The organism is Xylanibacter caecicola, from assembly GCF_013166515.1.
Taxonomy (GTDB): domain Bacteria; phylum Bacteroidota; class Bacteroidia; order Bacteroidales; family Bacteroidaceae; genus Prevotella; species Prevotella caecicola.
Map to the genome: position 1 here is coordinate 43,070 of NZ_JABKKJ010000011.1, position 23,154 is coordinate 66,223.

General features: G+C 47.0%; 18 protein-coding genes. 12 read left to right on the top strand and 6 right to left on the bottom strand.

The window, feature by feature from the left end:
* Window positions 1-570: 570 nt before the first annotated feature.
* The 6 genes from HPS54_RS07760 (at window position 571) to nqrF (ending at window position 6,479) form a co-directional block, all read left to right on the top strand.
* Window positions 571-1,923: a Na(+)-translocating NADH-quinone reductase subunit A gene (locus HPS54_RS07760; protein ID WP_172344873.1), complete on the top strand. Its 1,353-nt coding sequence runs from the start codon at window positions 571-573 to the stop codon at window positions 1,921-1,923.
* Between the two features lie 20 nt (window positions 1,924-1,943).
* On the top strand, window positions 1,944-3,110 hold the full coding sequence (locus tag HPS54_RS07765; RefSeq protein ID WP_172344874.1) for an NADH:ubiquinone reductase (Na(+)-transporting) subunit B: 1,167 nt from the start codon (window positions 1,944-1,946) through the stop codon (window positions 3,108-3,110).
* Window positions 3,111-3,115: 5 nt separating this feature from the next.
* Window positions 3,116-3,865, top strand: a complete 750-nt coding sequence (nqrC, locus tag HPS54_RS07770) for an NADH:ubiquinone reductase (Na(+)-transporting) subunit C (RefSeq protein WP_172344875.1) — start codon at window positions 3,116-3,118, stop codon at window positions 3,863-3,865.
* Window positions 3,858-4,487: an NADH:ubiquinone reductase (Na(+)-transporting) subunit D gene (locus HPS54_RS07775; RefSeq protein ID WP_172344876.1), complete on the top strand. Its 630-nt coding sequence runs from the start codon at window positions 3,858-3,860 to the stop codon at window positions 4,485-4,487. The genes nqrC and HPS54_RS07775 overlap by 8 nt, the downstream gene beginning before the upstream one ends.
* Before the next feature lie 81 nt (window positions 4,488-4,568).
* A complete protein-coding gene (gene nqrE, locus HPS54_RS07780; RefSeq protein ID WP_172344877.1) occupies window positions 4,569-5,195 on the top strand; it encodes an NADH:ubiquinone reductase (Na(+)-transporting) subunit E in 627 nt (208 codons plus the stop codon).
* Window positions 5,196-5,207: 12 nt separating this feature from the next.
* Entirely contained in the window at window positions 5,208-6,479 is a 1,272-nt protein-coding gene (gene nqrF, locus HPS54_RS07785) for an NADH:ubiquinone reductase (Na(+)-transporting) subunit F (protein WP_172344878.1), read from the top strand.
* Window positions 6,480-7,130: 651 nt separating this feature from the next.
* Here the strand turns inward: nqrF and HPS54_RS07790 are convergent.
* The 5 genes from HPS54_RS07790 to HPS54_RS07810 form a co-directional block, all read right to left on the bottom strand.
* Window positions 7,131-7,856, bottom strand: a complete 726-nt coding sequence (locus HPS54_RS07790) for an inorganic diphosphatase (protein ID WP_172344879.1) — start codon at window positions 7,854-7,856, stop codon at window positions 7,131-7,133.
* A gap of 67 nt (window positions 7,857-7,923) precedes the next feature.
* Window positions 7,924-9,282 (bottom strand): glucose-6-phosphate isomerase, encoded by a 1,359-nt coding sequence (locus tag HPS54_RS07795; protein WP_172344880.1) that lies wholly within the window; start codon window positions 9,280-9,282, stop codon window positions 7,924-7,926.
* 26 nt (window positions 9,283-9,308) lie between these two features.
* Entirely contained in the window at window positions 9,309-10,304 is a 996-nt protein-coding gene (locus HPS54_RS07800; protein WP_172344881.1) for an NAD(P)H-dependent glycerol-3-phosphate dehydrogenase, read from the bottom strand.
* 112 nt (window positions 10,305-10,416) lie between these two features.
* The gene (gene lysS, locus HPS54_RS07805) at window positions 10,417-12,147 is read right to left on the bottom strand and encodes a lysine--tRNA ligase (RefSeq protein ID WP_172344882.1); all 1,731 of its coding nucleotides are present in this window, start codon (window positions 12,145-12,147) and stop codon (window positions 10,417-10,419) included.
* Window positions 12,148-12,510: 363 nt separating this feature from the next.
* Complete coding sequence (locus tag HPS54_RS07810; RefSeq protein ID WP_172344883.1) at window positions 12,511-14,712, bottom strand: outer membrane beta-barrel family protein; 2,202 nt, start codon at window positions 14,710-14,712, stop codon at window positions 12,511-12,513.
* A gap of 744 nt (window positions 14,713-15,456) precedes the next feature.
* On the opposite strand from HPS54_RS07810, the gene HPS54_RS07815 reads away from it, so the two are divergent.
* The 6 genes from HPS54_RS07815 to HPS54_RS07840 all read left to right on the top strand — a co-directional run bounded on the left by HPS54_RS07815 (window position 15,457) and on the right by HPS54_RS07840 (window position 21,746).
* Window positions 15,457-15,876 (top strand): PaaI family thioesterase, encoded by a 420-nt coding sequence (locus HPS54_RS07815; protein WP_172344884.1) that lies wholly within the window; start codon window positions 15,457-15,459, stop codon window positions 15,874-15,876.
* Window positions 15,873-16,940, top strand: a complete 1,068-nt coding sequence (locus HPS54_RS07820) for a chorismate-binding protein (RefSeq protein WP_172344885.1) — start codon at window positions 15,873-15,875, stop codon at window positions 16,938-16,940. The genes HPS54_RS07815 and HPS54_RS07820 overlap by 4 nt, the downstream gene beginning before the upstream one ends.
* A gap of 78 nt (window positions 16,941-17,018) precedes the next feature.
* Window positions 17,019-18,716 carry a 2-succinyl-5-enolpyruvyl-6-hydroxy-3-cyclohexene-1-carboxylic-acid synthase gene (gene menD, locus HPS54_RS07825; RefSeq protein WP_172344886.1) on the top strand — a complete coding sequence of 566 codons (1,698 nt, stop codon included), beginning with the start codon at window positions 17,019-17,021 and terminating at the stop codon, window positions 18,714-18,716.
* A 187-nt stretch (window positions 18,717-18,903) separates the two neighbouring features.
* Window positions 18,904-19,725, top strand: a complete 822-nt coding sequence (menB, locus tag HPS54_RS07830) for a 1,4-dihydroxy-2-naphthoyl-CoA synthase (protein ID WP_172344887.1) — start codon at window positions 18,904-18,906, stop codon at window positions 19,723-19,725.
* Window positions 19,726-19,746: 21 nt separating this feature from the next.
* Complete coding sequence (gene menC / locus HPS54_RS07835; protein ID WP_172344888.1) at window positions 19,747-20,784, top strand: o-succinylbenzoate synthase; 1,038 nt, start codon at window positions 19,747-19,749, stop codon at window positions 20,782-20,784.
* Window positions 20,763-21,746 (top strand): AMP-binding protein, encoded by a 984-nt coding sequence (locus tag HPS54_RS07840; RefSeq protein ID WP_172344889.1) that lies wholly within the window; start codon window positions 20,763-20,765, stop codon window positions 21,744-21,746. Before menC ends, HPS54_RS07840 begins: the two co-directional genes overlap by 22 nt.
* A 249-nt stretch (window positions 21,747-21,995) precedes the next feature.
* Here HPS54_RS07840 and aroB read toward each other — a convergent pair whose 3' ends face one another.
* Entirely contained in the window at window positions 21,996-23,045 is a 1,050-nt protein-coding gene (aroB, locus tag HPS54_RS07845; protein ID WP_172344890.1) for a 3-dehydroquinate synthase, read from the bottom strand.
* Window positions 23,046-23,154 lie beyond the last annotated feature (109 nt).

The following is a 23,154-nucleotide window of genomic DNA, read 5'->3' on the forward strand; positions in this document are numbered from 1 at the left end:
ATTTAAAACATGGCATATCGTGTTGCTAAAGGTGGCATATAGCACTGCTAAAGCTATGCTTTGGGAGGTTAAAAGCATAGCTTTACGCTTCTTAGTGCGGTTTTGTCTGTCTATATACTATAATTATACGCTTTCTGCATAAATATTCTTTTGCCTCTTGTCTGATGTCTTGTGAAAACGTATGTTTTTGGCTTCGTATTCGTGCTTGTTGCGTTTTGCCCGGAAAAACGGGCGTATTAATGTTAAACGAATTTGTGTGTTTGTTAATAATATCTAAACAGTTGTTGTCCTTTATCCTCCGTGGCACGAGCCACATAACTCCCATGACTTCTTCTGACTTCATATTTTTGAAACACCTTCTTTTGTGCAATAAAACTGCAATCCGGGTTTGTCAGAATGGGTATATAATAGAGGCATGACATTTTTTTATTATAAAAAACAGCTATATTGCATCTTACAGCAATTGTTTTTATCTTATTTTTACTACTTTTGTGGTGCCGTCAGCTATTTTTGCGGTGCACTTGTTCTGCCGAATAGATTGAATGGCAAAACTTCTATAACATAAATAATATGGTAAATGTTTTTAAGATTAAGAAGGGATTGGATATAAACTTGGAGGGAAAGGCTGAACGGATAAAGGTTCAGAAAGACGCTTCCGAAGATTTTGTCCTGTCTCCGGCTTTTTTTGAAGGTGTTGTTCCCAAGGTGATTGTCCGTGAGGGAGAGCACGTGGATGCCGGTCAGGCGTTGTTTGTCAACAAGCAATATCCCGAAGTAGGCTTTGCCTCTCCTGTATCAGGTACGGTTACGGAGATAGCAAGAGGAGAGCGCAGAAAAGTTCTTCATGTAAAGATTTCGCCGGATACGGAGCAGAAGTATGTTGATTATGGCATACATGATGTAAGCCGTATGTCGGGAGAAGATGTCAAGGATATGCTTTTAAAGGCAGGGTTGTTTGGTTTTATGGATCAGCTTCCGTATGCCATATCCGCCCTTCCTTGCAACGAGCCCAAGGCGATATTCGTGAGCGCGCTGCGCGACAAGCCGCTTGCGGCTGACTTTGAGTTCGAGCTTGAGGGAAACGAAGCTGACTTCCAGACCGGACTTACCGCATTGTCTAAAATAGCCAAAGTGTATCTCGGTATAGGTGCAAAACAGACTTCTGCGGCGCTTACCGGGGCAAAAGACGTAGAGATAAACGTGTTCTCCGGACCTTGTCCGGCAGGAAACGTTGGCGTGCAGATAAATCATATATCTCCTGTAAACAAGGGTGAGACAGTGTGGACGGCAGATCCCATGGTCGTAATATTCATCGGAAGACTTTTCAACACAGGTAAGGTGGACTTGCGACGCATTGTTGCCGTGGTGGGAAGCATGGTGGAAAATCCTTCATACCACGATGTTATCGTCGGCGGACAGATTGCCCCGTTGCTTGAATGCAGGCTTGGAGACTTTGCCGAGTGTCTGCGCATAATCGACGGTAATGTGCTTACGGGCAGGAGAACTACCATTGACGGATATATAGGGGCGCACACATCCGAGATAACCGTGATATCCGAGGGTGAAGAAGAATGCGAATTCATGGGGTGGATGATGCCTCGCCTGAACCAGTTCTCTGTAAACCGCAGCTATTTTAGCTGGCTTCTCGGCAAAAAGGCATACACTCTCGATGCCCGTGTAAAGGGTGGCGAGCGCCATATGATAATGAGCGGAGAGTATGATCGTGTGATACCGATGGACATCTGTGCCGAATATCTTATAAAGGCTATAATATCCGGAGATATAGACAGAATGGAAGAGTTGGGAATATACGAGGTAGCTCCCGAAGACTTTGCACTTGCCGAGTTTGTGGATTCGTCAAAGCTGGAGCTGCAGCACATTGTACGTTCCGGACTTGACATGTTAAGGAAAGAAAACGCTTGATTTTACAGAAAGATTATATTATGAATGAGTTGAAAGATTATATGGACAAAATCAGGCCGTTGTTCGACAAGGGTGGAAAGCTGCACGCTTTCCGCAGTCTGTATGACGGCATGGAGACATTTCTTTTTGTCCCCAACACCACGCCAAAGACCGGAGTGCACATACACGACGCCATAGATTCGAAGAGAATAATGAGCATTGTCGTCATATCGCTGTTGCCCGCACTGCTCTTCGGCATGTACAATACGGGCTATCAGCACTATCTTGCAGCCGGACAACTTGACGGTTCTTCATTCTTGGATTTGTTCTTGTACGGTTTGTTTGCCGTGATGCCCAAGATACTTGTCAGCTATATAGTGGGACTGGGCATAGAGTTTGCATGGGCGCAGATGAAGGGCGAGGAGATACAAGAGGGCTATCTTGTGAGCGGAATACTCATACCGATGATAATTCCGGTCACCTGTCCGCTGTGGGCGCTTGCCGTTGCCGTTGCCTTTGCCGTGATATTTGCAAAGGAGATATTCGGCGGAACGGGTATGAATATATTCAATGTGGCGCTTGTTACGCGTGCGTTCCTCTTCTTCTCTTATCCTTCCGTGATGAGTGGAGACGGGGTTTGGATAGCCCGGGATTATCTGCTGGGCTTCGGATACGACCTTCCCGACTCGTTTACGCAGGCAACGCCGCTTGCAATGGCGGCACAGGGCGCGGACATACCGTATAGTATCAGTGACATGGTGCTGGGCTTTATACCCGGTTCTATTGGAGAAACAAGTGTGGTGGCGATTGCTTTGGGTGCCGTGATACTGCTTTGGACGGGCATTGCAAGCTGGAAGACAATGGCGGGAGTGTTTGCAGGAGGCATACTGACGGCAATGGTTTTCAGTGCCACGGGCAGCACTCCGCTGGCATGGTATGAGCATATTATTCTCGGAGGTTTCTGTTTCGGTGCCGTATTCATGGCGACAGACCCGGTGACTTCGGCAAGAACGGAGACCGGAAAATACATATTCGGTTTTCTTGTCGGTGCGGTGGCGATCGTAATCCGCGTGATGAATCCCGGTTATCCGGAGGGTATGATGCTGGCTATATTGCTTATGAACATGTTTGCTCCTACAATAGACTATTGTGTTGTAAGCCGTAACATATCGAAGAGGAAGAAACGTTTAACTGAAAATAAGGAATAAGGGATATGGAAGATAAAGGTAAGAGGAGTTTGAACACAAATTCCAATACATATATAATAATGTACGCGACGGTAATGGTCATAGCCGTTGCCTTTATACTGGCTTTTGTCTCCAGTTATCTTAAGCCGGTTCAGGACACAAACGTGATGCTTGACAAGAAAAAGCAGATATTGGCGGCGCTGAACATCAACGGTCTTGAGGACAAGGACGTTGCGGCGAGATATGCGGACGTGGTGGAAGCTGACATGATAATAGACAGTGACAACAACGTTGTGCGGCAGGGAGAGAAAGGAGGAGAGCGTGACGGCTTTGCCTTGAACAGCTCTGACTTCAAGAAAGGACGTCTTGCCGTGTACGTATGTCGTGTGGACGGTGGCGTGAAGTATGTTGTGCCGGTGTATGGCATGGGACTTTGGGGACCGATAAGCGGATATATAGGTATAGACAGCGACAGGAATACCGTGTACGGTGCATACTTTACGCATGAGAGTGAGACAGCCGGACTGGGTGCGGAGATAAAGGACAACAAGGCATGGCAGCAGCAGTTCCGTGGAAAGAAGATAATGAAAGAGGGCACGGAGGGCATAGCTCTTGCCGTTGTAAAGAAGAGCGAGCTTAGAGATAGGTCGGTTCAGTGTGACGGAATTACCGGTGCCACGCTTACGTCTGACGGTGTAAGCCTTATGCTGAAGGACTGTCTTGGTAAATACACTAAGTTTTTAGAACAAAATAATGAGGGCAAAAACAATGAGTAAACTGTTTTCAAAAGAGAATAAAGAGGTGTTCAGAAGTCCTCTTAGTAAGGATAATCCCGTGCTTGTACAGGTGCTTGGCATCTGTTCGGCACTTGCCGTTACTTCGCAACTCAAGCCTTCAATTGTCATGGGACTTGCCGTAACGATCATTACGGCATTCGCAAACGTGATAATATCCTTACTGCGCAACACCATTCCCAACCGCATACGCATCATCGTGCAGCTTGTTGTGGTGGCGGCACTTGTGACGGTTGTCAGCCAGATACTTAAGGCTTATGTATATGATGTCAGTGTGCAGCTGTCGGTTTATGTGGGACTTATAATAACCAACTGCATCCTTATGGGGCGTCTTGAGGCGTTTGCCATGACGAACAAGGTTGGTCCAAGTTTCCTCGACGGACTGTCCAACGGCATAGGATATGCGTATATTCTTGTTGCCGTGGGCGGCATACGCGAGTTGTTCGGTCGTGGAACGCTGCTTGGATATCAGGTGGTTCCGCAGTGTGTCTACGATGCCGGGTATATTAACAACGGCATGATGACGATGCCCGCAATGGCGCTTATACTGCTCGGATGTATAATATGGATTCACAGGGCATACTTCTGCAATGAGGACAAATGACGGACAGGCATGCGCAGAGTGTATTCTGCGCGGCGTTCTTATTGGTCTTTAAACATAGGATAAATTAAAGAATATTATAAAATGGAGCATATTATAAGTTTGTTTTTCAGGTCGATATTCGTCGACAACATGATATTTGCCTTTTTTCTCGGCATGTGTTCGTTCCTCGCGGTGTCGAAGAACGTAAAGACTTCGCTGGGGCTTGGTCTGGCTGTAACGTTCGTTTTGCTGGTGACAGTGCCCGTGGACTATCTGTTGCAGGTGTATGTTCTCGGTCCCGACTGCCTTATGGAAGGCGTGGACCTGTCGTATCTCAGCTTTATACTGTTTATAGCTGTCATTGCCGGAATAGTGCAGTTGGTGGAGATGATAGTAGAGAGATATTCTCCTTCACTGTACTCTGCGCTGGGTATATTTCTGCCTCTGATAGCCGTAAACTGCGCCATCATGGGTGCATCGCTGTTCATGCAGCAGCGTATAGGGCTTGATCCTTCGAACACACAGTATATTGGAAATGTATGGGATGCCGTGATCTATGCCGTAGGAAGTGGCATCGGGTGGACGCTGGCGATAGTGGCAATGGGTGCGATACGCGAGAAATTGCAATACAGCGATGTGCCCCGTCCGTTGCAGGGACTTGGCATTACGTTTATAACGGTTGGTCTTATGGCAATGGCAATGATGTGCTTTTCGGGGCTTAACATATAATTTTATGAGGTTATGACACAGTTTATTATTATAAGTATAGGAGTTTTTCTTGTCACAATCCTTCTCCTTGTGGTGATACTTCTTGTGGCAAAGAGGTATCTTTCGCCAAGCGGAAATGTGACAATAGACATAAACGGAGACCGGAACATAGAGGTGGGGCAGGGCGCATCACTGATGAGCACGCTTGCAGAGAACGGCATTCACCTTTCTTCTGCATGCGGTGGCAAGGGCAGTTGCGGTCAGTGCAAGGTGCAGGTGCTTGAAGGAGGGGGCGAGATACTCGACTCCGAGCGTCCTCACTTCACACGCAAACAGATTAAAGACCACTGGCGTCTCGGCTGTCAGTGCAAGGTTAAGGGCGACCTTAAGATAAAGGTTCCCGAGAGTGTGCTCGGAGTAAAGGAGTGGGAGTGTACCGTGATAAGCAACAAGAACGTGAGTTCTTTTATAAAGGAGTTTATCGTTGCACTGCCTCCGGGCGAGCACATGGACTTTGTTCCGGGTTCGTATGCGCAGATAAAGATACCGGCATACGATACGATCGATTACGACAAGGACTTTGACAAGGCTGATATAGGTGACAAGTATATCGGCATGTGGGAGCGCTTTAACATCTTCTCGTTGAAGGCTCACAACCCCGAAGATACCACAAGGGCATACTCCATGGCTAACTATCCGGCTGAGGGCGACCGCATAATGCTGACAGTACGCATTGCAACAACACCGTTCAAGCCCAGACCGCAGGTAGGTTTTCAGGATGTGCCTACAGGCATTGCATCTTCGTATATATTCAGTCGCAAGCCAGGAGACAAGGTTATAATGAGCGGTCCTTACGGTGATTTCCATCCTATATTCGACTCAAAGAAAGAGATGATATGGGTTGGCGGTGGTGCCGGAATGGCTCCTTTGCGTGCTCAGATAATGCATATGACAAGGACATTGGACACACGCGACCGTGAAATGCACTATTTTTATGGTGCCCGTTCGCTTGTCGAAGTGTTCTATCTTGATGATTTCCTGAAGCTCGAAAAGGACTTCCCGAACTTCCATTTCCACCTTGCGCTCGACCGTCCCGACCCTGAAGCCGATGAAAAGGGCGTTGCTTATACTGCCGGATTTGTTCATCAGGTGATGTATGATACGTATTTGAAAGACCATGAAGCACCGGAAGACATCGAGTATTACATGTGCGGACCCGGTCCGATGAGTGCTGCCGTGGTGAAAATGCTTGACAGTCTGGGTGTAGAACCGGACAGTATCATGTACGATAACTTCGGCGGATAGGATAAAACTCCGTCATATCAATAAAAGACGCATGCCTTTGTTTGTTTCTATAAGAACCGGAAAACAAACAAAGGCATGTCTTTTTATTTTAACGTAAGTGCTACTAATTCGCATGCAAACGGCACCTGACTCGTAAAGTGCGCCACTTCACGTCGTAACCCCACGCACTTTGCACTGTAACTCTACGCATTTCACGGGCTAAAGTTACGCACTTTGCAGGCTAAAGTGGCGCACTTTGCAACGCAAAGATAGTGTGAACGCATCCTTAAACAGATATTACTGATTTCCATCTTATATGCGTTACGTTTCTATCTCATATGCGTTACGTTTGTATCTCATATGCGTTACGTTTCTATCTCATATGCGTTATGTTTCTATCTCATATGAGATAGATTTCTGTACTATATGCTACAACTTTCTCTACTATATAGTACAGTTTTCTGTACTATATGCTACAGCTTTCTCTACTATATAGTACAGTTTTCTGTACTATATGCTACAGCTTTCTCTACTATATGCCACAGAAATCTGTACTATATGCCACAGAAATCTGTACTATATGCCGGAGAAACTCGTACAGTATGTTTAAAGATCTCATACACCTGTAACAAGGAAAATAAATTCGTAGAATTCGCATTGGAGTATGCCACTTTACAAGCTAAAATGGCATACTTCCCATTCTCTTTCAAGGTCGGTCATGCGGTGGAACAGCAGGTTTGCGCCTTCGTCGGTAAGCATGCTGTCGGGTAGAGGACCGGTGTTTACGGCTATTGTAAACAGTCTTGCAGCCACGCCGGCACGTACCCCGAGAGGTGCGTTCTCAACAACTATGCCTTCCCAAGGCTGTATTCCGGCTTTCTTCATGCCTGCTATATAAGGTTCGGGGTTGGGTTTTCCGTGCTCCACATCCTTGGCTGTAACCATCAGTTCGGGTGTGACAAGCCCGCGGAAGTCGTTCTGAAGCCTGTCGAGAAGTGTCTTCTGACCGCTTCCCGTCACTACGACAATCTTCATGCCCATATTCTTTATCTTGCACATAAGCTCATATATGCCAGGCATTTTACTTGCTTCAGGACACTCGGCATATATCCTCGACTTCTCCGCATACATCACTTTCGCCTCTTCGTCAGACACCATCTTGCCGCGTTGTTGCCCGGTAAGAAGCTTTATTGTCTCTACTCCGCGCATGCCTTCGTATTGGTATGCCCCCGTAAGAGGCATGTCCAGACCATATTCGGCCATTGCCTTGTGCCAGCTGACGGCGTGGTTGGGCATGCTGTCGTATATCACTCCGTCCATATCAAAAAGCACGGCTTTAGGTGTAAATGCCTTAAAACCGTGCTTTTTCAAGTATTCTTTTATCTCTTCTATGTACATATATTTATTTTATAAAGAGGGCTGCAGCATTTTGCCACAGCCCCTTATTATTAGCCATAAAGTATGTTTAAGCTTCCTTTGCAAGGCGCTCTTTAATAGCCTTACTATCAGCTTCGTATCCCGGTTTGTCGAGAAGAGCGAACATATTCTTCTTGTATGCCTCTACACCCGGCTGGTTGAACGGATTTACACCAAGTATGTTTCCGCTTATACCGCATGCTATTTCGAAGAAGTAGATGAGCTGTCCGATATAGTACTCATTGAGTGCAGGCACGCTGATGCGTATGTTTGGAACGCCACCGTCCACATGTGCAAGGCGTGTTCCAAGCTCTGCCATCTTGTTAACCTCGTCTACACGCTTGCCTGCAAGGAAGTTCAGACCGTCCAGATTTTCCTCATCTTCGGGGAAATACAGCTTGTTGTTTGTCTCTTCCACGCTGATTACGGTCTCGAAAATGGTACGCTCGCCTTCCTGAATCCACTGTCCCATGGAGTGCAGGTCGGTCGTAAAGTCGCAAGAAGCGGGGAATATACCCTTGCCGTCCTTGCCCTCGCTCTCTCCGTAAAGCTGCTTCCACCACTCGCTCATGAAGTGAAGTTTGGGCTGATAGTTCACCATTATCTCTATCTTCTTGCCTGCCCGGGCATACAGACCGTTACGTACGGCTGCATATATGGCAGCCGGATTTTCTTCAAAAGCCACGTCTTTGCCACATGCAACCTCCATTGCGGCAGCTCCGGCAACAAGCTGTTTGATATCGAAACCGGCACATGCTATAGGCAGAAGTCCTACGGGTGTGAGTACGGAGAAGCGTCCTCCTACGTTGTCAGGGATAACAAATGTCTTGTAACCTTCCTTGTCTGCGGCTGCACGGGCAGCACCTTTGCAGGCGTCGGTCACGGCAACGATAACGTCTTTTGCCTCTTCCTTGCCGCGCTGTGTTTCGCATTGTTTCTTCAAAAGGCGGAATGTGAGAGCCGTTTCCGTTGTTGTTCCGGATTTTGAAATATTGATAACGCCGAACTTCTTGTCCTTCAAATAGTCGGTAAGTTCAGCAAGATAGTCTTCTCCTATGTTGTTTCCGGCAAACATAATAGTAGGGTTCTTCTTGTCGTTCACAAGCCATGCAAACGAATTTCCGAGTGCTTCGATTACCGCACGTGCGCCAAGATAGCTTCCGCCGATGCCGGCAACAACCACTACTTCGCATTTCTCGCGCAGCGTATCGGCAACTGCCTGTATCTCATCTATGAACTCCGGAGTAACGGATGACGGCAAATGAAGCCAGCCAAGGAAGTCGTTTCCCGGGCAAGTGCCGTTTTCAAGAGCCTCTTGTGCCTCTTTTACTTTTGTTTCATACGCCTTTACCGCTCCCTGTTCGAGGAACATAGCTGCCTTAGTGATGTCTAAGCTGATATTTTTCATTGTTGATGTGTTTTTATGATCCTTTCTTATCGGAAGGAATCTGTTAATAGTTTTATTTCGATTTGAGGTGATATCCTTTTGTAAAGTATGTTATATACCGCATCAAGAATGGGCATATTTACGTGCCAGTGACGGTTTATTTCCTTCATACATTTTGTTCCGAAGAAACCTTCGGCTATCATTTCCATTTCAATTTGGGCACTCTTGATGCTGTATCCTTTGCCTATCATCGTGCCGAATGTATGGTTTCGCGAGAAATTGGAATAGCCTGTGACAAGCAGATCGCCAAGATAGACAGAGTCTGTTATGTTGCGTTCAATGCCATGTACGGCTGTAAGAAATCTCGACATCTCTTGTACGGCATTGGAAATGAGTACAGCCTGGAAGTTGTCTCCATACTTCAATCCGTTGCAGATGCCCGATGCGATGGCATAGACGTTCTTCAATACGGACGCATACTCTATGCCTATGACATCGCTACTGATTTTGGTTTTTATGTATTCTCCTGTAAGCACGTCGGTAAAAGCCTGCGCCTTTTCCTGATCACAGCATCCTACGGTGAGGTAGGAGAGGCGTTCCAAAGCCACTTCCTCTGCATGCGACGGTCCTCCGAGGCATGCCAAATTCTCGTAAGGAACATCATATACATGGTGAAAATATTCCGAACACACAAGGTTTTCATCGGGTACGATGCCCTTGATGGCTGTTATTACGAACTTATCCTTTATGCGGGTCTTAAGTTTCTTTAAGTGATTCTTAAGGTAAGGCGACGGTGTCACGAACACAAGTGTGTCGTATTCCTGTACAATTTTGTTGATGTCGCTTGAGAAAAAAATCTCGTCTGTGTCGAAGCGCACCCCCATAAGATAAGTAGGATTGTGCCCCAGTCGCTTGAAATCGGCTATCTGGTCATCGCGACGCATATACCAGCCTATATGATGTGTATGCCTTACGATGATCTTGGCGATAGCTGTAGCCCAACTACCACCGCCGATAACCGCTATCTTTCCACAATCAAACATTGGCACTTAGATTATAATTAGGAATGATAATGCCATACTTACGATTAATTAAACTAAGGCTAAACCGCAAGTCCGTGCATCTTCCGATGAACTGCGGTTTAGCCTTATGCCATTATTTTCCTGCGGCTTCAATCCACGAAGCAAACATGTCAACTTTAGGATTGTCATATCCCAGCTTGTATTTCTTGTTCACTCCGCACACGTCCTGCTGCAGTTTCTGCGGGTTAATGTCCTTTATGTCGCTCACAAGATAGTACCCACACTTGTTGAACACCGGTATCCAGCATTCCGGAACGCCTATGGCTTCCCATTCGGCAACTGTGCTTTTCGGTGCTTTCTTCTCCGGTCTCATCTGCGGGAAGAACAGTACTTCCTGTATATACGTCTTGCCTGTCATGAGCATAACGAGGCGGTCTATGCCTATTCCTATACCGGATGTTGGCGGCATACCGTACTGAAGGGCGCGCAAGAAGTCCTGATCTATTATCATAGCCTCATCGTCTCCTTTGTCTGCAAGTTTCATCTGTTCCTTGAAACGCTCCTCCTGATCTATAGGGTCGTTAAGCTCCGAATATGCGTTTGCAAGCTCTTTGCCGTTCACCATCAGTTCAAAACGTTCCGTAAGTCCCGGCTTGCTGCGGTGCATCTTTGTCAATGGCGACATTTCAACGGGGTAATCGGTGATGAATGTAGGCTGTATGAATGTGCCTTCGCAGAACTCTCCGAATATCTCGTCTATGAGTTTGCCTTTGCCCATGGTGTCGTCTATCTCCATATCGAGCTTCTTGCACACTTCCCTTATTTCGCTTTCGTCCATGCCGTTGAGGTCATATCCGGTCTTTTCCTTTATGGCATCGAGTATCGGAAGACGTCTGTACGGAGCCTTGAAGCTCACTATGTTGCCATCGATTTCACGCTCGGTACTGCCGTTTACGGCAATACATATCGTTTCAAGAAGCTTTTCCGTGAACGACATCATCCAGTTATAATCCTTGTACTGCACATAAAGTTCCATACATGTGAACTCCGGATTATGATTTCTGTCCATTCCCTCGTTGCGGAAGTTCTTTCCTATCTCGTAAACGCCCTCGAAGCCTCCCACGATAAGACGCTTCAGATACAGTTCCGTTGCGATACGCATGTACATATCGGTGTTAAGCGCATTGAAATGCGTTATGAACGGGCGCGCGCTCGCGCCGCCTGCGATGCTCTGCAGTGTGGGTGTCTCCACTTCGGTGTATCCTGCCTCGTCAAGAACGCGGCGCAGTGTCCTTACTACTGTGGCACGTTTCAAGAACGTATCCTTGACGCCGTCGTTTACAACCAAGTCCACATATCTCCGACGATAACGCAGTTCCGGGTCGTCGAACTTGTCGTATGCCACACCGTCCTTATACTTGACGATAGGCAGCGGCTTAAGACTCTTGGACAAAACCGTAAGACTGTTGGCGTGAACCGATATCTCGCCTGTCTGTGTTCTGAACACAAAACCTTTTATACCTATAAAGTCTCCAATGTCGAGCAGACGTTTGAACACCTTATTATATATATCCTTGTCTTCGCCGGGGCAAATATCGTCCCTGGTGATGTATACCTGTATTCTTCCTTTCGAGTCCTGTATTTCCGCAAACGATGCCTTTCCCATTACACGGCGGCTCATAAGTCGTCCGGCGATGCACACTTCGCGCTTGTCGTCCTCATCTTTGAAGCCGTCTTTTATATCGGTAGAAAAAGCATCTGTTGGAAACTCGGCTGCCGGATACGGGTCTATCCCCATGTCACGCAGCTCCTGTAGGCTTTGGCGTCTGCCTATTTCCTGTTCACTCAGTTCTAATATGTTCATCTTTTACTTTGAAAATATTCACTTCTTGGGTGCAAATTTAATAAATAAATCTGAAAGCGCATTGTATTTTCATGCTTTATTTCTATTGAGTAACAGAGCTGTCTGCGGCTGCAGGGCTTGGTGTGGGATATATCTGATAACGAAAAGGTGTGTCAAAATAAGGAGATATAGGAAGATAAAAGGAGATAAGGGAAGATAAAAGACAAATGTTTTGTTGTTTCATATATGACTATTGTCCTTTATCTTCTGTTGCCTTGGCAACATATCTTCTATTATCTCCCTTTATCTCCTTTTTGAAACACCCTCAATGATTTAAAGCGTCCGGAAATGATATTTCCGTTCGTTTTCTCTGTCTTATACTGTCTATTTGCGTCCTATAAGGTCACTGTTGTCTATCGACTTGTTGGTCTTTTTCACGCTTGCGTTAAGAGAACCGAAGCGGTAAGATACACTTATACCGAAATTACGTGCATAGGTTCTGCTGACATCCCTGCCTATATAGTCGCCGGCTGTTGTATACGACTTGTATTCCGTATATTTACGTCCTATCGGATTGAATGCATAAAGTCTTACGGTAAGCCTGTCTTGTTTCAAGAACGAGCGCTGTAGCGTAGGGTAATAGAAGTATGTCCCCTTGGAATGACCGTACAGTCCGCTTATACCACTATCGTTTCTACCTCCTGCCAGTTCCATTCTCAGTTTCCAAGGCAGCTGCTGGGTTATCTGTGAATAAAAGTAGCACACCCATTTCCTGTTGTTCAGTCCCAGATTATCGTTGTAATACTTCATGTTCATCACAGCCCCGTTTATCATGAAGCTTGTTGTCTTTGACAGTTTCCATTTGACATACGCGTTCATCTTCAGTCCGTCCATACATCCTATGTTGCCGTATGTCGAGTATACGATGTCGTCTTCCACATAATTATATCCGCTTATCTGGTTGTCTGACCATGCATAGGTGCAGTCGATGTTCATCATAAAATCCTGTTTTGTCAGACTGTATGACAGGATTAGCGTGTGCATATTGGCGCTTTCAAGCTCCGAATTGCCGAACGAAACGCTGTTAGGATATCTGTAAACGGCAGGGTTCAGATATGAAATGCCCGGTCGGTTTATTCGCATGTTGTACTTCAGCTTGATGCTGTTATAGTCGTTTATGCGGTAGTTTGTCGTAATGCCCGGTATGAAGTCGCCTATGTCCCGTTTGAAATCATCCGCACTTCCGTCCCTGTATTCCGCCTTCATGAAAGCATGTTCATAGCGAAGTCCTGCAATAAATGTCCACTTGCTTATCTTCATGTTGTATTCTCCGTATGCCGCCGCCACCTGTGTTACATGCGAAAAGTCGGATGCCGGCAACTCTTTTCCGTCGGTGCTTTGTTCCGATTTGCTGTGATTGTCACGGTAGATGTACTTTGCACCGAGGTTTAAAGTCTGTCCTTTTGTCACAGGTCTTGTCCAGTCAAACTGGACGGTGTGCTCCATATAAATGTTTTTCGTAAGGTCTTTCCTGTTGGAATATGCAGGATAGTTCAGTACATTATTATAATATATGTCGTTGGCACGTCTCATGTTGGTTGTTGACAGCATGTACGACAGGTTCAAAGACTCGCCCTTTCTGTGCGTAAGGCGCTGATAGTCTATGTGCCCGTCAAGATCGAGATACTTCTGATAAGAGCCTTCAAACTTGGAGTTGTATGAGTTTATTATGTTTCCTTCATTGTCTGTCAGCATATATTCGTTGCTGCTCGGGATGCCGATCTTGTATGAAAAGGCATTGAGCGACAGCGTTATCAGATTAAGGCTGTCTGCCTCGTAACTTGCGTCGAGCCCGAAAGGATGTATGTTTCCGGCATTTGACGACCTGCTTCTTGACACTTCCTTGTTGCCGCTCTTTATATATGTCTTTTCAGATCTGAAGTCGTAAGTTGTACCGGCTGCCAATTGCCTGTTATACGAATAATATCCCGATGCCGTAAACTTGCCGGTCTGCACCGTGCTCCATATCGATGAGTACCCGTTACTGCGGCTTATTCCGGTGTTTATGTTTCCCACAATGCCCTTCATGGAGGTGTTGTCTTCCATTACGATGTTCAGTATTCCGTCCAGTCCCTCACCGTCATACTTTGCTCCCGGTTCGGTTATAACCTCTATTTTCTTTATCATGCTTGCCGGGATAGACGACAGTACCTCTTTGGGATTCTTTGAAAAGCTCTGGTTAGGACGCCCGTTCTTGTATATCTTGAAGTTGCTGTTGCCTTTCACTTTTATATTGTTATCGCCGTCTACCGTTACAAACGGCACCTTTCTTAATATCTCTATGATAGTGCTTGTCTTGGCGTCCTCGTCGTTTTTCACGTCGTATGTCACCTTGTCCGCCTCGTTCTTTATCAGCGAACGCTGTGCCGTCACGGTCACTTCACCTATACCTATCATCTTTTCCTGTATTCTTGCCGTGTCCGTTGAAAGCGAATCGACCGGTGTCTTGACGGTGTTTTCCGCAGTCTGTGCCGATGCACAGACTACGGAAAGCGAAAGTAACAAAAGTGTAAAGTATCTATTCATTATCATTATGTTTTTGGTTCTCATGATGCAAATATAACGCAAACCGAATGCAATCAAACTTGCTTGAAATTGCTGAGGTGCAGCTTATCTTATGCAAAGATAATGCAAACCGAATGCAATCAAACTTGCTTGAAATTGCTGAGGTGCAGCTTATCTTATGCAAAGATAATGCAAACCGAATGCAATCAAACTTGCTTGAAATTGCTGAGGTGCAGCTTATCTTATGCAAATGTATGTAATTATTATTATAAACTCGCCACCCCCCCCGATTTATGTTTTATTAACATATTGCGAAAGGTAAATCCATCGGGGTGGATCACAGATGTTTACGTTTTCCATATTTTTATGTATGAATATCATTATATAGCCGATAAAACGGCGTTTTTCAATGTTCAGTACATCCTCTTTACGCAGAGTGGATAGTTTTGTGACACTATTATTTTTCATTTAACATTATTTTAAACGGGAAAGGGGCTGAAAATTGAAAGTAAACATACTGTTTTAGTAACATTTTATGCAGGTTCTATACAGTTCGGTTTTAAACTTTAATTTTACAAAGCGTTATTCTTTCGGATTGAAAAGCATAGCTTTAGCACTCCCAAATGCCACCTTTAAGAGTGCTAAAGGTGGCATTTGGGAGTGTAAAAGGTCACGTCTTGAAATGCCATATATCATGTTTGTCATATTTTTATTTTGCGTTATGGCGTGTTTGTAGTAATTTTGCATATATATAAACAGGTGTTTATGAATATAGACGATATAAAGAAAATAATAGAAACGCGTCCCAATCTGTCGACGGCTCTCGGCATGGAGTTCATTTCCACACCCGATGACGACATGTGTATGGCAACAATGAAGGTCGACGAGCGCAACCGTCAGCCTTTCGGATTTCTCAGTGGCGGTGCCTCATTGGCACTTGCAGAGAATGTGGCAGGCGTTGGTTCCACCGCATTGTGCCCCGGAAAGATATGCGTGGGCATAAGTGTGAGCGGCGAACATGTCAAAGCTGTGGCAGAGGGAGACACCGTTACGGCGCTGGCACATCTTGTGAGCAAAGGGCGGAAGCTGCATGTGTGGGATGTGAACATCACCGACTCGGCAGGCGATCTTATTTCTACCGTTCACGTTACGAACTATGTCATAACGCCCAAAAAGCAGCAATGAGAGAGAGTTATGCAATGTATCGTCTGCCTCATGCAGACCAGTTCACCGTTATAAGGCAGACGTCGGGAGAGCCGTTGCAACTGCAGTCGTGCGCCGAACTTGCCGGTGTCGAAGGCTTTGTCATGGCTCCTTTCGAGATATCCGCACGCAATCCCATCCTTGTATTGAAGCCTGACGTTATCGAAGACGTGCAACTTTCGGAAGAAGAGCAAGTTATAGGCGCCATGCTTTCATGCGACTGCGATGAGGAAGAAAGGCTTTCATACAGCCGGGATTTTGATATTTTCCACCGCCGTCTGGTGTGTGGCGACTTCGGCAAGATAGTGCTTGCGCGCCGTCACGACATGCTTTGCGACAGTCAGATATCTCCCGAAAGACTTTTCAGGAGGGCATGCAACATGTATCCCCGTATGTTTGTGGCACTGGTATCCACACCTGTTTCAGGCACATGGCTCATGGCTACGCCCGAAATACTGCTCGAAGGCGAGGGCAGACATTGGCATACAATGGCTCTTGCCGGCACAATGAAACTGGAAGGACAGCAGTTGCTTTTCGACATTCCTGCAGGAAGTCGCAATGATAATGGTAGCATAGAATGGAGTGAAAAGAACAGATGCGAGCAGCGTATCGTTGCAAAATATATTGCAGAATGCCTCGGGAAATACTCCGATGAAATGGTTGAAAACGGTCCTTATAAGTCAAGGGCGGGCAACATTGTGCACCTTCGCAGTGATTTCAGCTTTGTTCTTCGCAATGGAGAGTGCATAGGAAATCTCATAAACGACCTGCATCCCACTCCTGCCGTGTGCGGACTGCCCAAGGCGGAAACATACGGTTTCATCGTGAAAAACGAGCATGGCGACCGCAACTATTACAGCGGTTTCGCCGGACCGTGGCTTAAAAGTTCACGAAGTCATTTGTACGTGTCGCTGAGATGTATGCAAATAGAAGACCGCAGGTATCGTATGTATGCAGGAGGAGGACTGCTTGCCGACAGCATAGAGCAGCAGGAATGGGATGAGACGGAAGCAAAATTAGAGACGATGAAGGGTGTTTTCGGATGACATTTCCTATATATTAGCTTACACATTATATTATATATACAGACGGAAACCTTAAAAAACGAATGGCATAATACACCAATGTTCAGCAATAAAGAAAACATTAACATGCTCACAACGCTGCTCGTAGCGCATGGCATACGCCATGTCGTTGTCTGTCCGGGCAGCCGTAACGCTCCTCTGATACACAATTTCAACGAGTGCGATGCACTGCAGTGCCACCCCGTAACCGATGAAAGGAGTGCGGGATTTTATGCCCTCGGCATGGCACAGGCATCGGGTAGCCCCGTGGCGGTGTGCGTCACATCGGGCACGGCATTGCTAAATCTTGCCCCTGCAGTGGCTGAAGCCTTTTATCTTAAGTTGCCGTTGGTGGTCGTTTCTGCCGACCGTCCCGCAGCTTTCATAGACCAACTCGACGGTCAGACGCTGCCTCAGGACAACGCTTTAGGCTGTTTTTCAAGAAAGTCGATAAGCGTTCAGGAACCTTGCGACGACACCGGTCGCTGGCACTGCAACCGTATGATAAACGAAACGCTGCTCGAATGTGTGCGCAACGGCGGCGGTCCGGTCCATATAAACGTGCCCGTTTCAGAGCCGCTTTTCAACTTCACCACTCCCTCTCTGCCTGTAGAAAGGGTTATAAGGCGGATTGAGCCGGTCGCTGACACGGTGTCTTTGGAAGATACTCTCGTTGCGTCGTTCATCAGGGCACGCAGACCGATGATAGTGATAGGGCAGATGAAGCGGGACAGAATGCCGCATGACATTATCGAAACGTTGTCAAAACGCGCCGTGATTATAAGCGAGTCGCTTGCCTACACTTTGCACATAATGCATTTCGACGAAGCGATAAGTTCGCTGAAAGACATTGATGAATACTTGCCGGACTTCATACTTTACATAGGCGGAACGTTGGTTTCCAAGCGTATCAAGGCTTTCTTGCGCAAGGCACAGGATGCCGATGTGTGGCGGATAGACGATGACGGAGACATTCATGATACGTTCATGAACCTTAGAACCGTGGTGCAAGGCAGGCACGAGGATGCGCTTGCGCTGTTGGCAGATGCGTGCGGTGACACACGGGAGTGTGCTTATGCAGGGCAATGGAACGGCATTCTGAATACCGCCGCGCAGTGTGCCGCCGACTATGAGCCTGCCTTTTCACAGATGGCTGTGGTGAAATATTTTGAAGAACAGCTTGAAGACATGGACTATGACTATGATGTGTACTATGGCAACAGTTCTTCCGTGAGACTGGCAAATATCTATGCCGACCATCATGTCTTCTGCAACCGGGGCGTAAACGGCATAGAAGGCAGCCTTTCAGTTGCCGCCGGGCACTCCGTTGTATGCAGAAGAATGGTGTTCTGTGTCATAGGCGACCTCAGTTTCATGTACGACAGTAATGCCCTTTGGAACGTCTGTTTGCACGGTAATCTGCGTATAATACTGTTGAACAACGGTTGCGGTGGCATATTCTACGGTCTAAAAGGACTTGAGAAAAGTCCGTCGCTCGACAATATGGTTGCCGGCAAGCACGCGGCAAGCGCACAAGGCGTATGCGCGCAGAACGATATAGGTTATCTTAAGGCGACCGACATGAGTGAAATGCAGATAGGCATCGTTACGCTTCTTACATCGGAAACTTCGCGTCCCATGGTTCTCGAAGTGTTTACCGATGCCTTTGAGGACAAGAAGGCATTGGATGAGTATTACAGAAAGATAGTCGGGACAATTCGGGAGGGTGTTGCAAAACCTGAATTTATTCCACGGTAGGGACATATTTTTCACTTCGTTCAACAACACGTCTTGTATTTGTCCGCCAAATAAGCATTGAATATCAATATGTTATAAGCGGACAAATACAAGAATATGTCCTTACTCTAACTTAAAGAATGGAGTATTGCAACACCCTCGGTTGACGAAATATACTTTTAGTTATTAAAATTAAAAACATTGAGATATGAACAAGAGAGAATGGAAAACCATCAGAGAGTTTGAAGAGATATTGTTTGAAGAATATAACGGCATAGCAAAGATAACCATTAACCGTCCGCGCTACCGCAACGCCTTTACCCCCAAGACAACGTGGGAGCTGTCCCAAGCATTCTCGTTGTGCAGGGAAATGCAGGACATAAGCGTGGTTCTTCTCACGGGAGCGGGAGATATGGCATTCTGTTCCGGCGGTGACATGAACGTCAAAGGGCGCGGAGGATATATCGATGGCGAAGGTGTGCCGCGCCTTAGCGTGCTTGATGTGCAGATGCAGATACGCCGTTTGCCCAAGCCGGTGATTGCAATGGTCAACGGATTTGCCATAGGCGGCGGACATGTGCTTCATCTTATGTGCGACCTTACCATAGCGAGCGAGAACGCGATATTCGGACAGACGGGACCGAAGGTGGGTTCTTTCGATGCCGGTTTCGGCGCTTCATACCTCGCACGCATAGTGGGACAGAAGAAAGCACGTGAGATATGGTTCCTCTGCCGCAAGTATTCTGCCGCCGAAGCAGAGCGTATGGGACTTGTAAACAAGGTTGTTCCGCTCGACAGACTTGAAGACGAGTGTGTGGAGTGGGCTGAGACGATGATGCAGCATTCGCCCCTTGCACTGCGCATGATAAAGGCTGGACTTAACGCAGAGCTTGACGGACAGGCGGGAATACAGGAACTGGCAGGTGATGCCACCATGCTTTATTATTTCCTTGATGAAGCCCAGGAAGGCGGAAAGGCGTTCCTTGAGAAGCGGAAACCGGACTTCAAGAAGTATCCCAAGTTGCCTTGATGTTCACGAATATACCGGTTTATGAGATACAGAATAGAGATAAAGGAGCGCATACTGCACTTTAAGAGTCCTGCCGGAACGTCGCGCGGAGTGTATAACACACGCCGTTCGTGGTTTTTGGAACTTACTTCCGACAGCATTCCCCAGCGTAAAGGGATAGGAGAATGCGCTCCGTTGTCGGCGTTGAGCTGTGACGATGTGGAAGACTACGGCAGCATACTTAGAGAGTTCTGTGACGGTTTCGAGCGTACGGGCGTCGTCGACTATGATGCCATGCGGCATTATCCGTCGATGTTGTTCGGTCTTGAAACGGCTTTAGCACACTTTAATGCCGGGAGTCCCATGCTCTTTGACACGCCTTTCGGTCGTGGCGAGGAGGGAATACCTATAAACGGGCTTGTGTGGATGGGCACGTTCGAGGAGATGAGTGCGCGGATAGAGGAAAAGATAAGGAACGGTTTCGGTTGCATAAAGCTGAAAATAGGCAGCATAGACTTTGACCGCGAGATAGAACTGATAAGGCAGATACGCGGCAGATTTGGCAAGGAAGAGATAGAACTGAGGGTGGATGCCAACGGTGCATTCACGTTTGAGGAGGCACAAAAGAGGCTTGAGATGCTGGCACGTTACGACATTCATTCCATAGAGCAGCCGATAAAGGCAGGTCAGTGGGACAGAATGGCAGACTTGTGCCGCCTGTCTCCGTTGCCGATAGCGCTGGACGAGGAGTTGATAGGCGTAAACGACAATGCCATGAAGAAGGATTTGTTAGACACGATACGCCCTGCATATATAATACTTAAGCCTTCTCTGCACGGTGGAATGCAGGGAACGCGCGAGTGGGTGAGGTTTGCCGATATGCGAGGTATAGGAAGTTGGATTACAAGTGCGCTGGAAAGCAACGTGGGACTTAACGCCGTCGCCCAGCTTACGGCTGATATATATGGCAGGAACATATCAATGCCGCAGGGACTTGGTACGGGACAGTTGTTTACGGACAACATTCCGATGCCGATAGAGATAAGGAAAGACATGCTATGGTGCTTGAAGAGTTTATAAAAGAGTGGAACGATGACGGCGGCACCGTGAGGGTCCGCACAAGCGGTTCTACGGGAAAGCCCAAGGAAATGCTTGTTGAAAAGGAACGCATGGCGGCAAGTGCGCGCATAACCTGTTCGTTTCTCGGACTGAAACGGGGAGACACGGCACTGCTGTGCATGCCGCTCGACTATATAGCCGGCAAGATGATGGTGGTGCGATCGTTGGTATGCGGATTGCGACTCATTGCCGTGGAGCCGTCGGGACACCCGCTTGCAAGATTGCAGGCAAACGGAAATACTCCGATATCGTTTGCCGCAATGGTTCCGATGCAGGTATATAACAGTATGCAGGTAGATGAAGAGCGTGAGATGTTGCGCGGAATAAAACATCTTATAATCGGAGGCGGAGCCATAGACAGCGAACTTTCCGCTGCGTTAAAGGATTTTCCCAATGCCGTATGGAGCACTTACGGTATGACGGAGACATTGTCTCACATCGCTTTAAGGCGTCTTAACGGAGACGGAGCAAGTGACTGGTACACACCGTTTGACGGTGTCGGCGTTAAAGTAGACTGTCAGTCGCGTATTGTTATCGATGCCCCGCATGTATGCAATGAAGTTCTTATAACCAACGACATCGGTGAGATGGCACCCGACGGCAGACGTTTCAGGGTGCTCGGACGTATGGACAACACTATATGCAGCGGTGGAATAAAGATACGGATTGAAGAGGTGGAAGAGGCGATAAGACCGTTTGCCGACTTCAAATTTCTCATAACGAAGAAGAAAGACGGCAGGTTGGGAGAGGCTGTCGTCATGCTTGTAGAGGGCGACCGTGTGTCTGACGCCCGGGAGATATGCAGGAATGTTCTTCCCAAGTACCGGCAGCCGCGTATATATATAAAGGTGGAGCGTCTGCCGATGACGGAAACGGGAAAGCCGGCACGCCGCGAAGCACAGCTCATTGCCGAGGGTGTATGACGATAAAGATGTAGTTCTGAATAACGTGAGTTCGGCAATTTACACAAACCACCCCTGCCCCTCCTTTGGAAAAGGAGGGGACATTGAGCATGTACTGCATACATATTATAACATGCCTATTGATATAATCCACGACATTCTTTAACAGAATACATCTTGCATGTCTCCTCCTTTTCCAAAGGATGGGCAGGGGTGGTTTGTTGTATAATAAGGAATATGAATTCGTTGAATTCACATTAAGTACGGTATTTATCCCTCCCGGCAGAAGTCAAACGCCTCGAAAATTTCTTTCTTTGTTGCTGTCTGGTCTATGTGTATGTCGCCTATGTCGCCAAGCAGTGTGAAGTTTATGATGCCGTTCACGTTCTTCTTGTCGTGCGACATAAGTTCCAGGAGTTCGTTATAGTCGTTGCATGTAAAGTCAAACATGCCGTAATGCTGCCTGATAAAGCTCACTGTCTGTCTCATTTTGTCAAGAGGGAAGTTCATCTTTGTGGCACAAAGATACAGTTCGCATACCATTCCGTATGCCACGGCATATCCGTGAAGCATCGGTTTGCCGCGCTTTATCGCCATGGATTCGAACGCATGACCGGCGGTATGTCCTAAGTTAAGCGCCTTGCGAATGCCCTTTTCCTCGTGGTCGGCTTCAACTATGCGCTCTTTCACCTTCACGTTGTCGGCAATCATTGCACCAAGTTCCGCCATGTCGGGCGCGGACAAGTCGAACGAGACAAGCCTTGCCCATGTATCGGTGTCGCTTATCAGCCCGTGCTTAAGCATCTCCGCATATCCGGAAAGAATGTTGTTGATGTCGAGGGTGTTAAGGAATACGGTGCTCAGAATGACGAACCTTGAATCGTTGAAGACACCAATCTCGTTCTTAAGTCCGTTGAAGTTAAATCCCGTCTTGCCGCCTACCGATGCGTCGATAATGGACAGCAGGGTGGTGGGAATGTTGATAAAGTCTATTCCGCGTTTGAATGTAGATGCCGCAAAGCCGCCGAGGTCTGTAACCATACCGCCGCCGAGATTTATGAGACACGAGTGCCTTGTTGCCCCGAGACGGCTCAGTTCTGTCCATACATGCTGTACCGAACTGATGTTCTTGTTTACGTCGGACGAGGGAATTGTTATCATCCTTGCGCTTTCAAGGCACTTGTAATCCTTTATTATATTCCAGCATTTGTTCACGGTAACGTCGTCTGTCAATACGAAAAGCCTGTCATGGCGACATTGTGATACGGCATATTCAAGTTCTGTCTGCAAGTCTTTGGAAATAATAACCCTCTGTTCCATAATGCGATAAATGTGATAAATGTGATGCAAAAATACGTATTTTTATTGAGAGAATGTGCTTTTTGTGTGCTTTTCGTTATGAAATGATTAAACTATATTTGCAGTTCGG

Coding starts and splice junctions, on each gene's coding strand:
- HPS54_RS07760 (WP_172344873.1), top strand. CDS start 571: ATGGTAAATGTTTTTAAGATTAAGAAGGGATTGGATATAAACTTGGAG.
- HPS54_RS07765 (WP_172344874.1), top strand. CDS start 1,944: ATGAATGAGTTGAAAGATTATATGGACAAAATCAGGCCGTTGTTCGAC.
- nqrC (WP_172344875.1), top strand. CDS start 3,116: ATGGAAGATAAAGGTAAGAGGAGTTTGAACACAAATTCCAATACATAT.
- HPS54_RS07775 (WP_172344876.1), top strand. CDS start 3,858: ATGAGTAAACTGTTTTCAAAAGAGAATAAAGAGGTGTTCAGAAGTCCT.
- nqrE (WP_172344877.1), top strand. CDS start 4,569: ATGGAGCATATTATAAGTTTGTTTTTCAGGTCGATATTCGTCGACAAC.
- nqrF (WP_172344878.1), top strand. CDS start 5,208: ATGACACAGTTTATTATTATAAGTATAGGAGTTTTTCTTGTCACAATC.
- HPS54_RS07790 (WP_172344879.1), bottom strand. CDS start 7,856: ATGTACATAGAAGAGATAAAAGAATACTTGAAAAAGCACGGTTTTAAG.
- HPS54_RS07795 (WP_172344880.1), bottom strand. CDS start 9,282: ATGAAAAATATCAGCTTAGACATCACTAAGGCAGCTATGTTCCTCGAA.
- HPS54_RS07800 (WP_172344881.1), bottom strand. CDS start 10,304: ATGTTTGATTGTGGAAAGATAGCGGTTATCGGCGGTGGTAGTTGGGCT.
- lysS (WP_172344882.1), bottom strand. CDS start 12,147: ATGAACATATTAGAACTGAGTGAACAGGAAATAGGCAGACGCCAAAGC.
- HPS54_RS07810 (WP_172344883.1), bottom strand. CDS start 14,712: ATGAATAGATACTTTACACTTTTGTTACTTTCGCTTTCCGTAGTCTGT.
- HPS54_RS07815 (WP_172344884.1), top strand. CDS start 15,457: ATGAATATAGACGATATAAAGAAAATAATAGAAACGCGTCCCAATCTG.
- HPS54_RS07820 (WP_172344885.1), top strand. CDS start 15,873: ATGAGAGAGAGTTATGCAATGTATCGTCTGCCTCATGCAGACCAGTTC.
- menD (WP_172344886.1), top strand. CDS start 17,019: ATGTTCAGCAATAAAGAAAACATTAACATGCTCACAACGCTGCTCGTA.
- menB (WP_172344887.1), top strand. CDS start 18,904: ATGAACAAGAGAGAATGGAAAACCATCAGAGAGTTTGAAGAGATATTG.
- menC (WP_172344888.1), top strand. CDS start 19,747: ATGAGATACAGAATAGAGATAAAGGAGCGCATACTGCACTTTAAGAGT.
- HPS54_RS07840 (WP_172344889.1), top strand. CDS start 20,763: ATGGTGCTTGAAGAGTTTATAAAAGAGTGGAACGATGACGGCGGCACC.
- aroB (WP_172344890.1), bottom strand. CDS start 23,045: ATGGAACAGAGGGTTATTATTTCCAAAGACTTGCAGACAGAACTTGAA.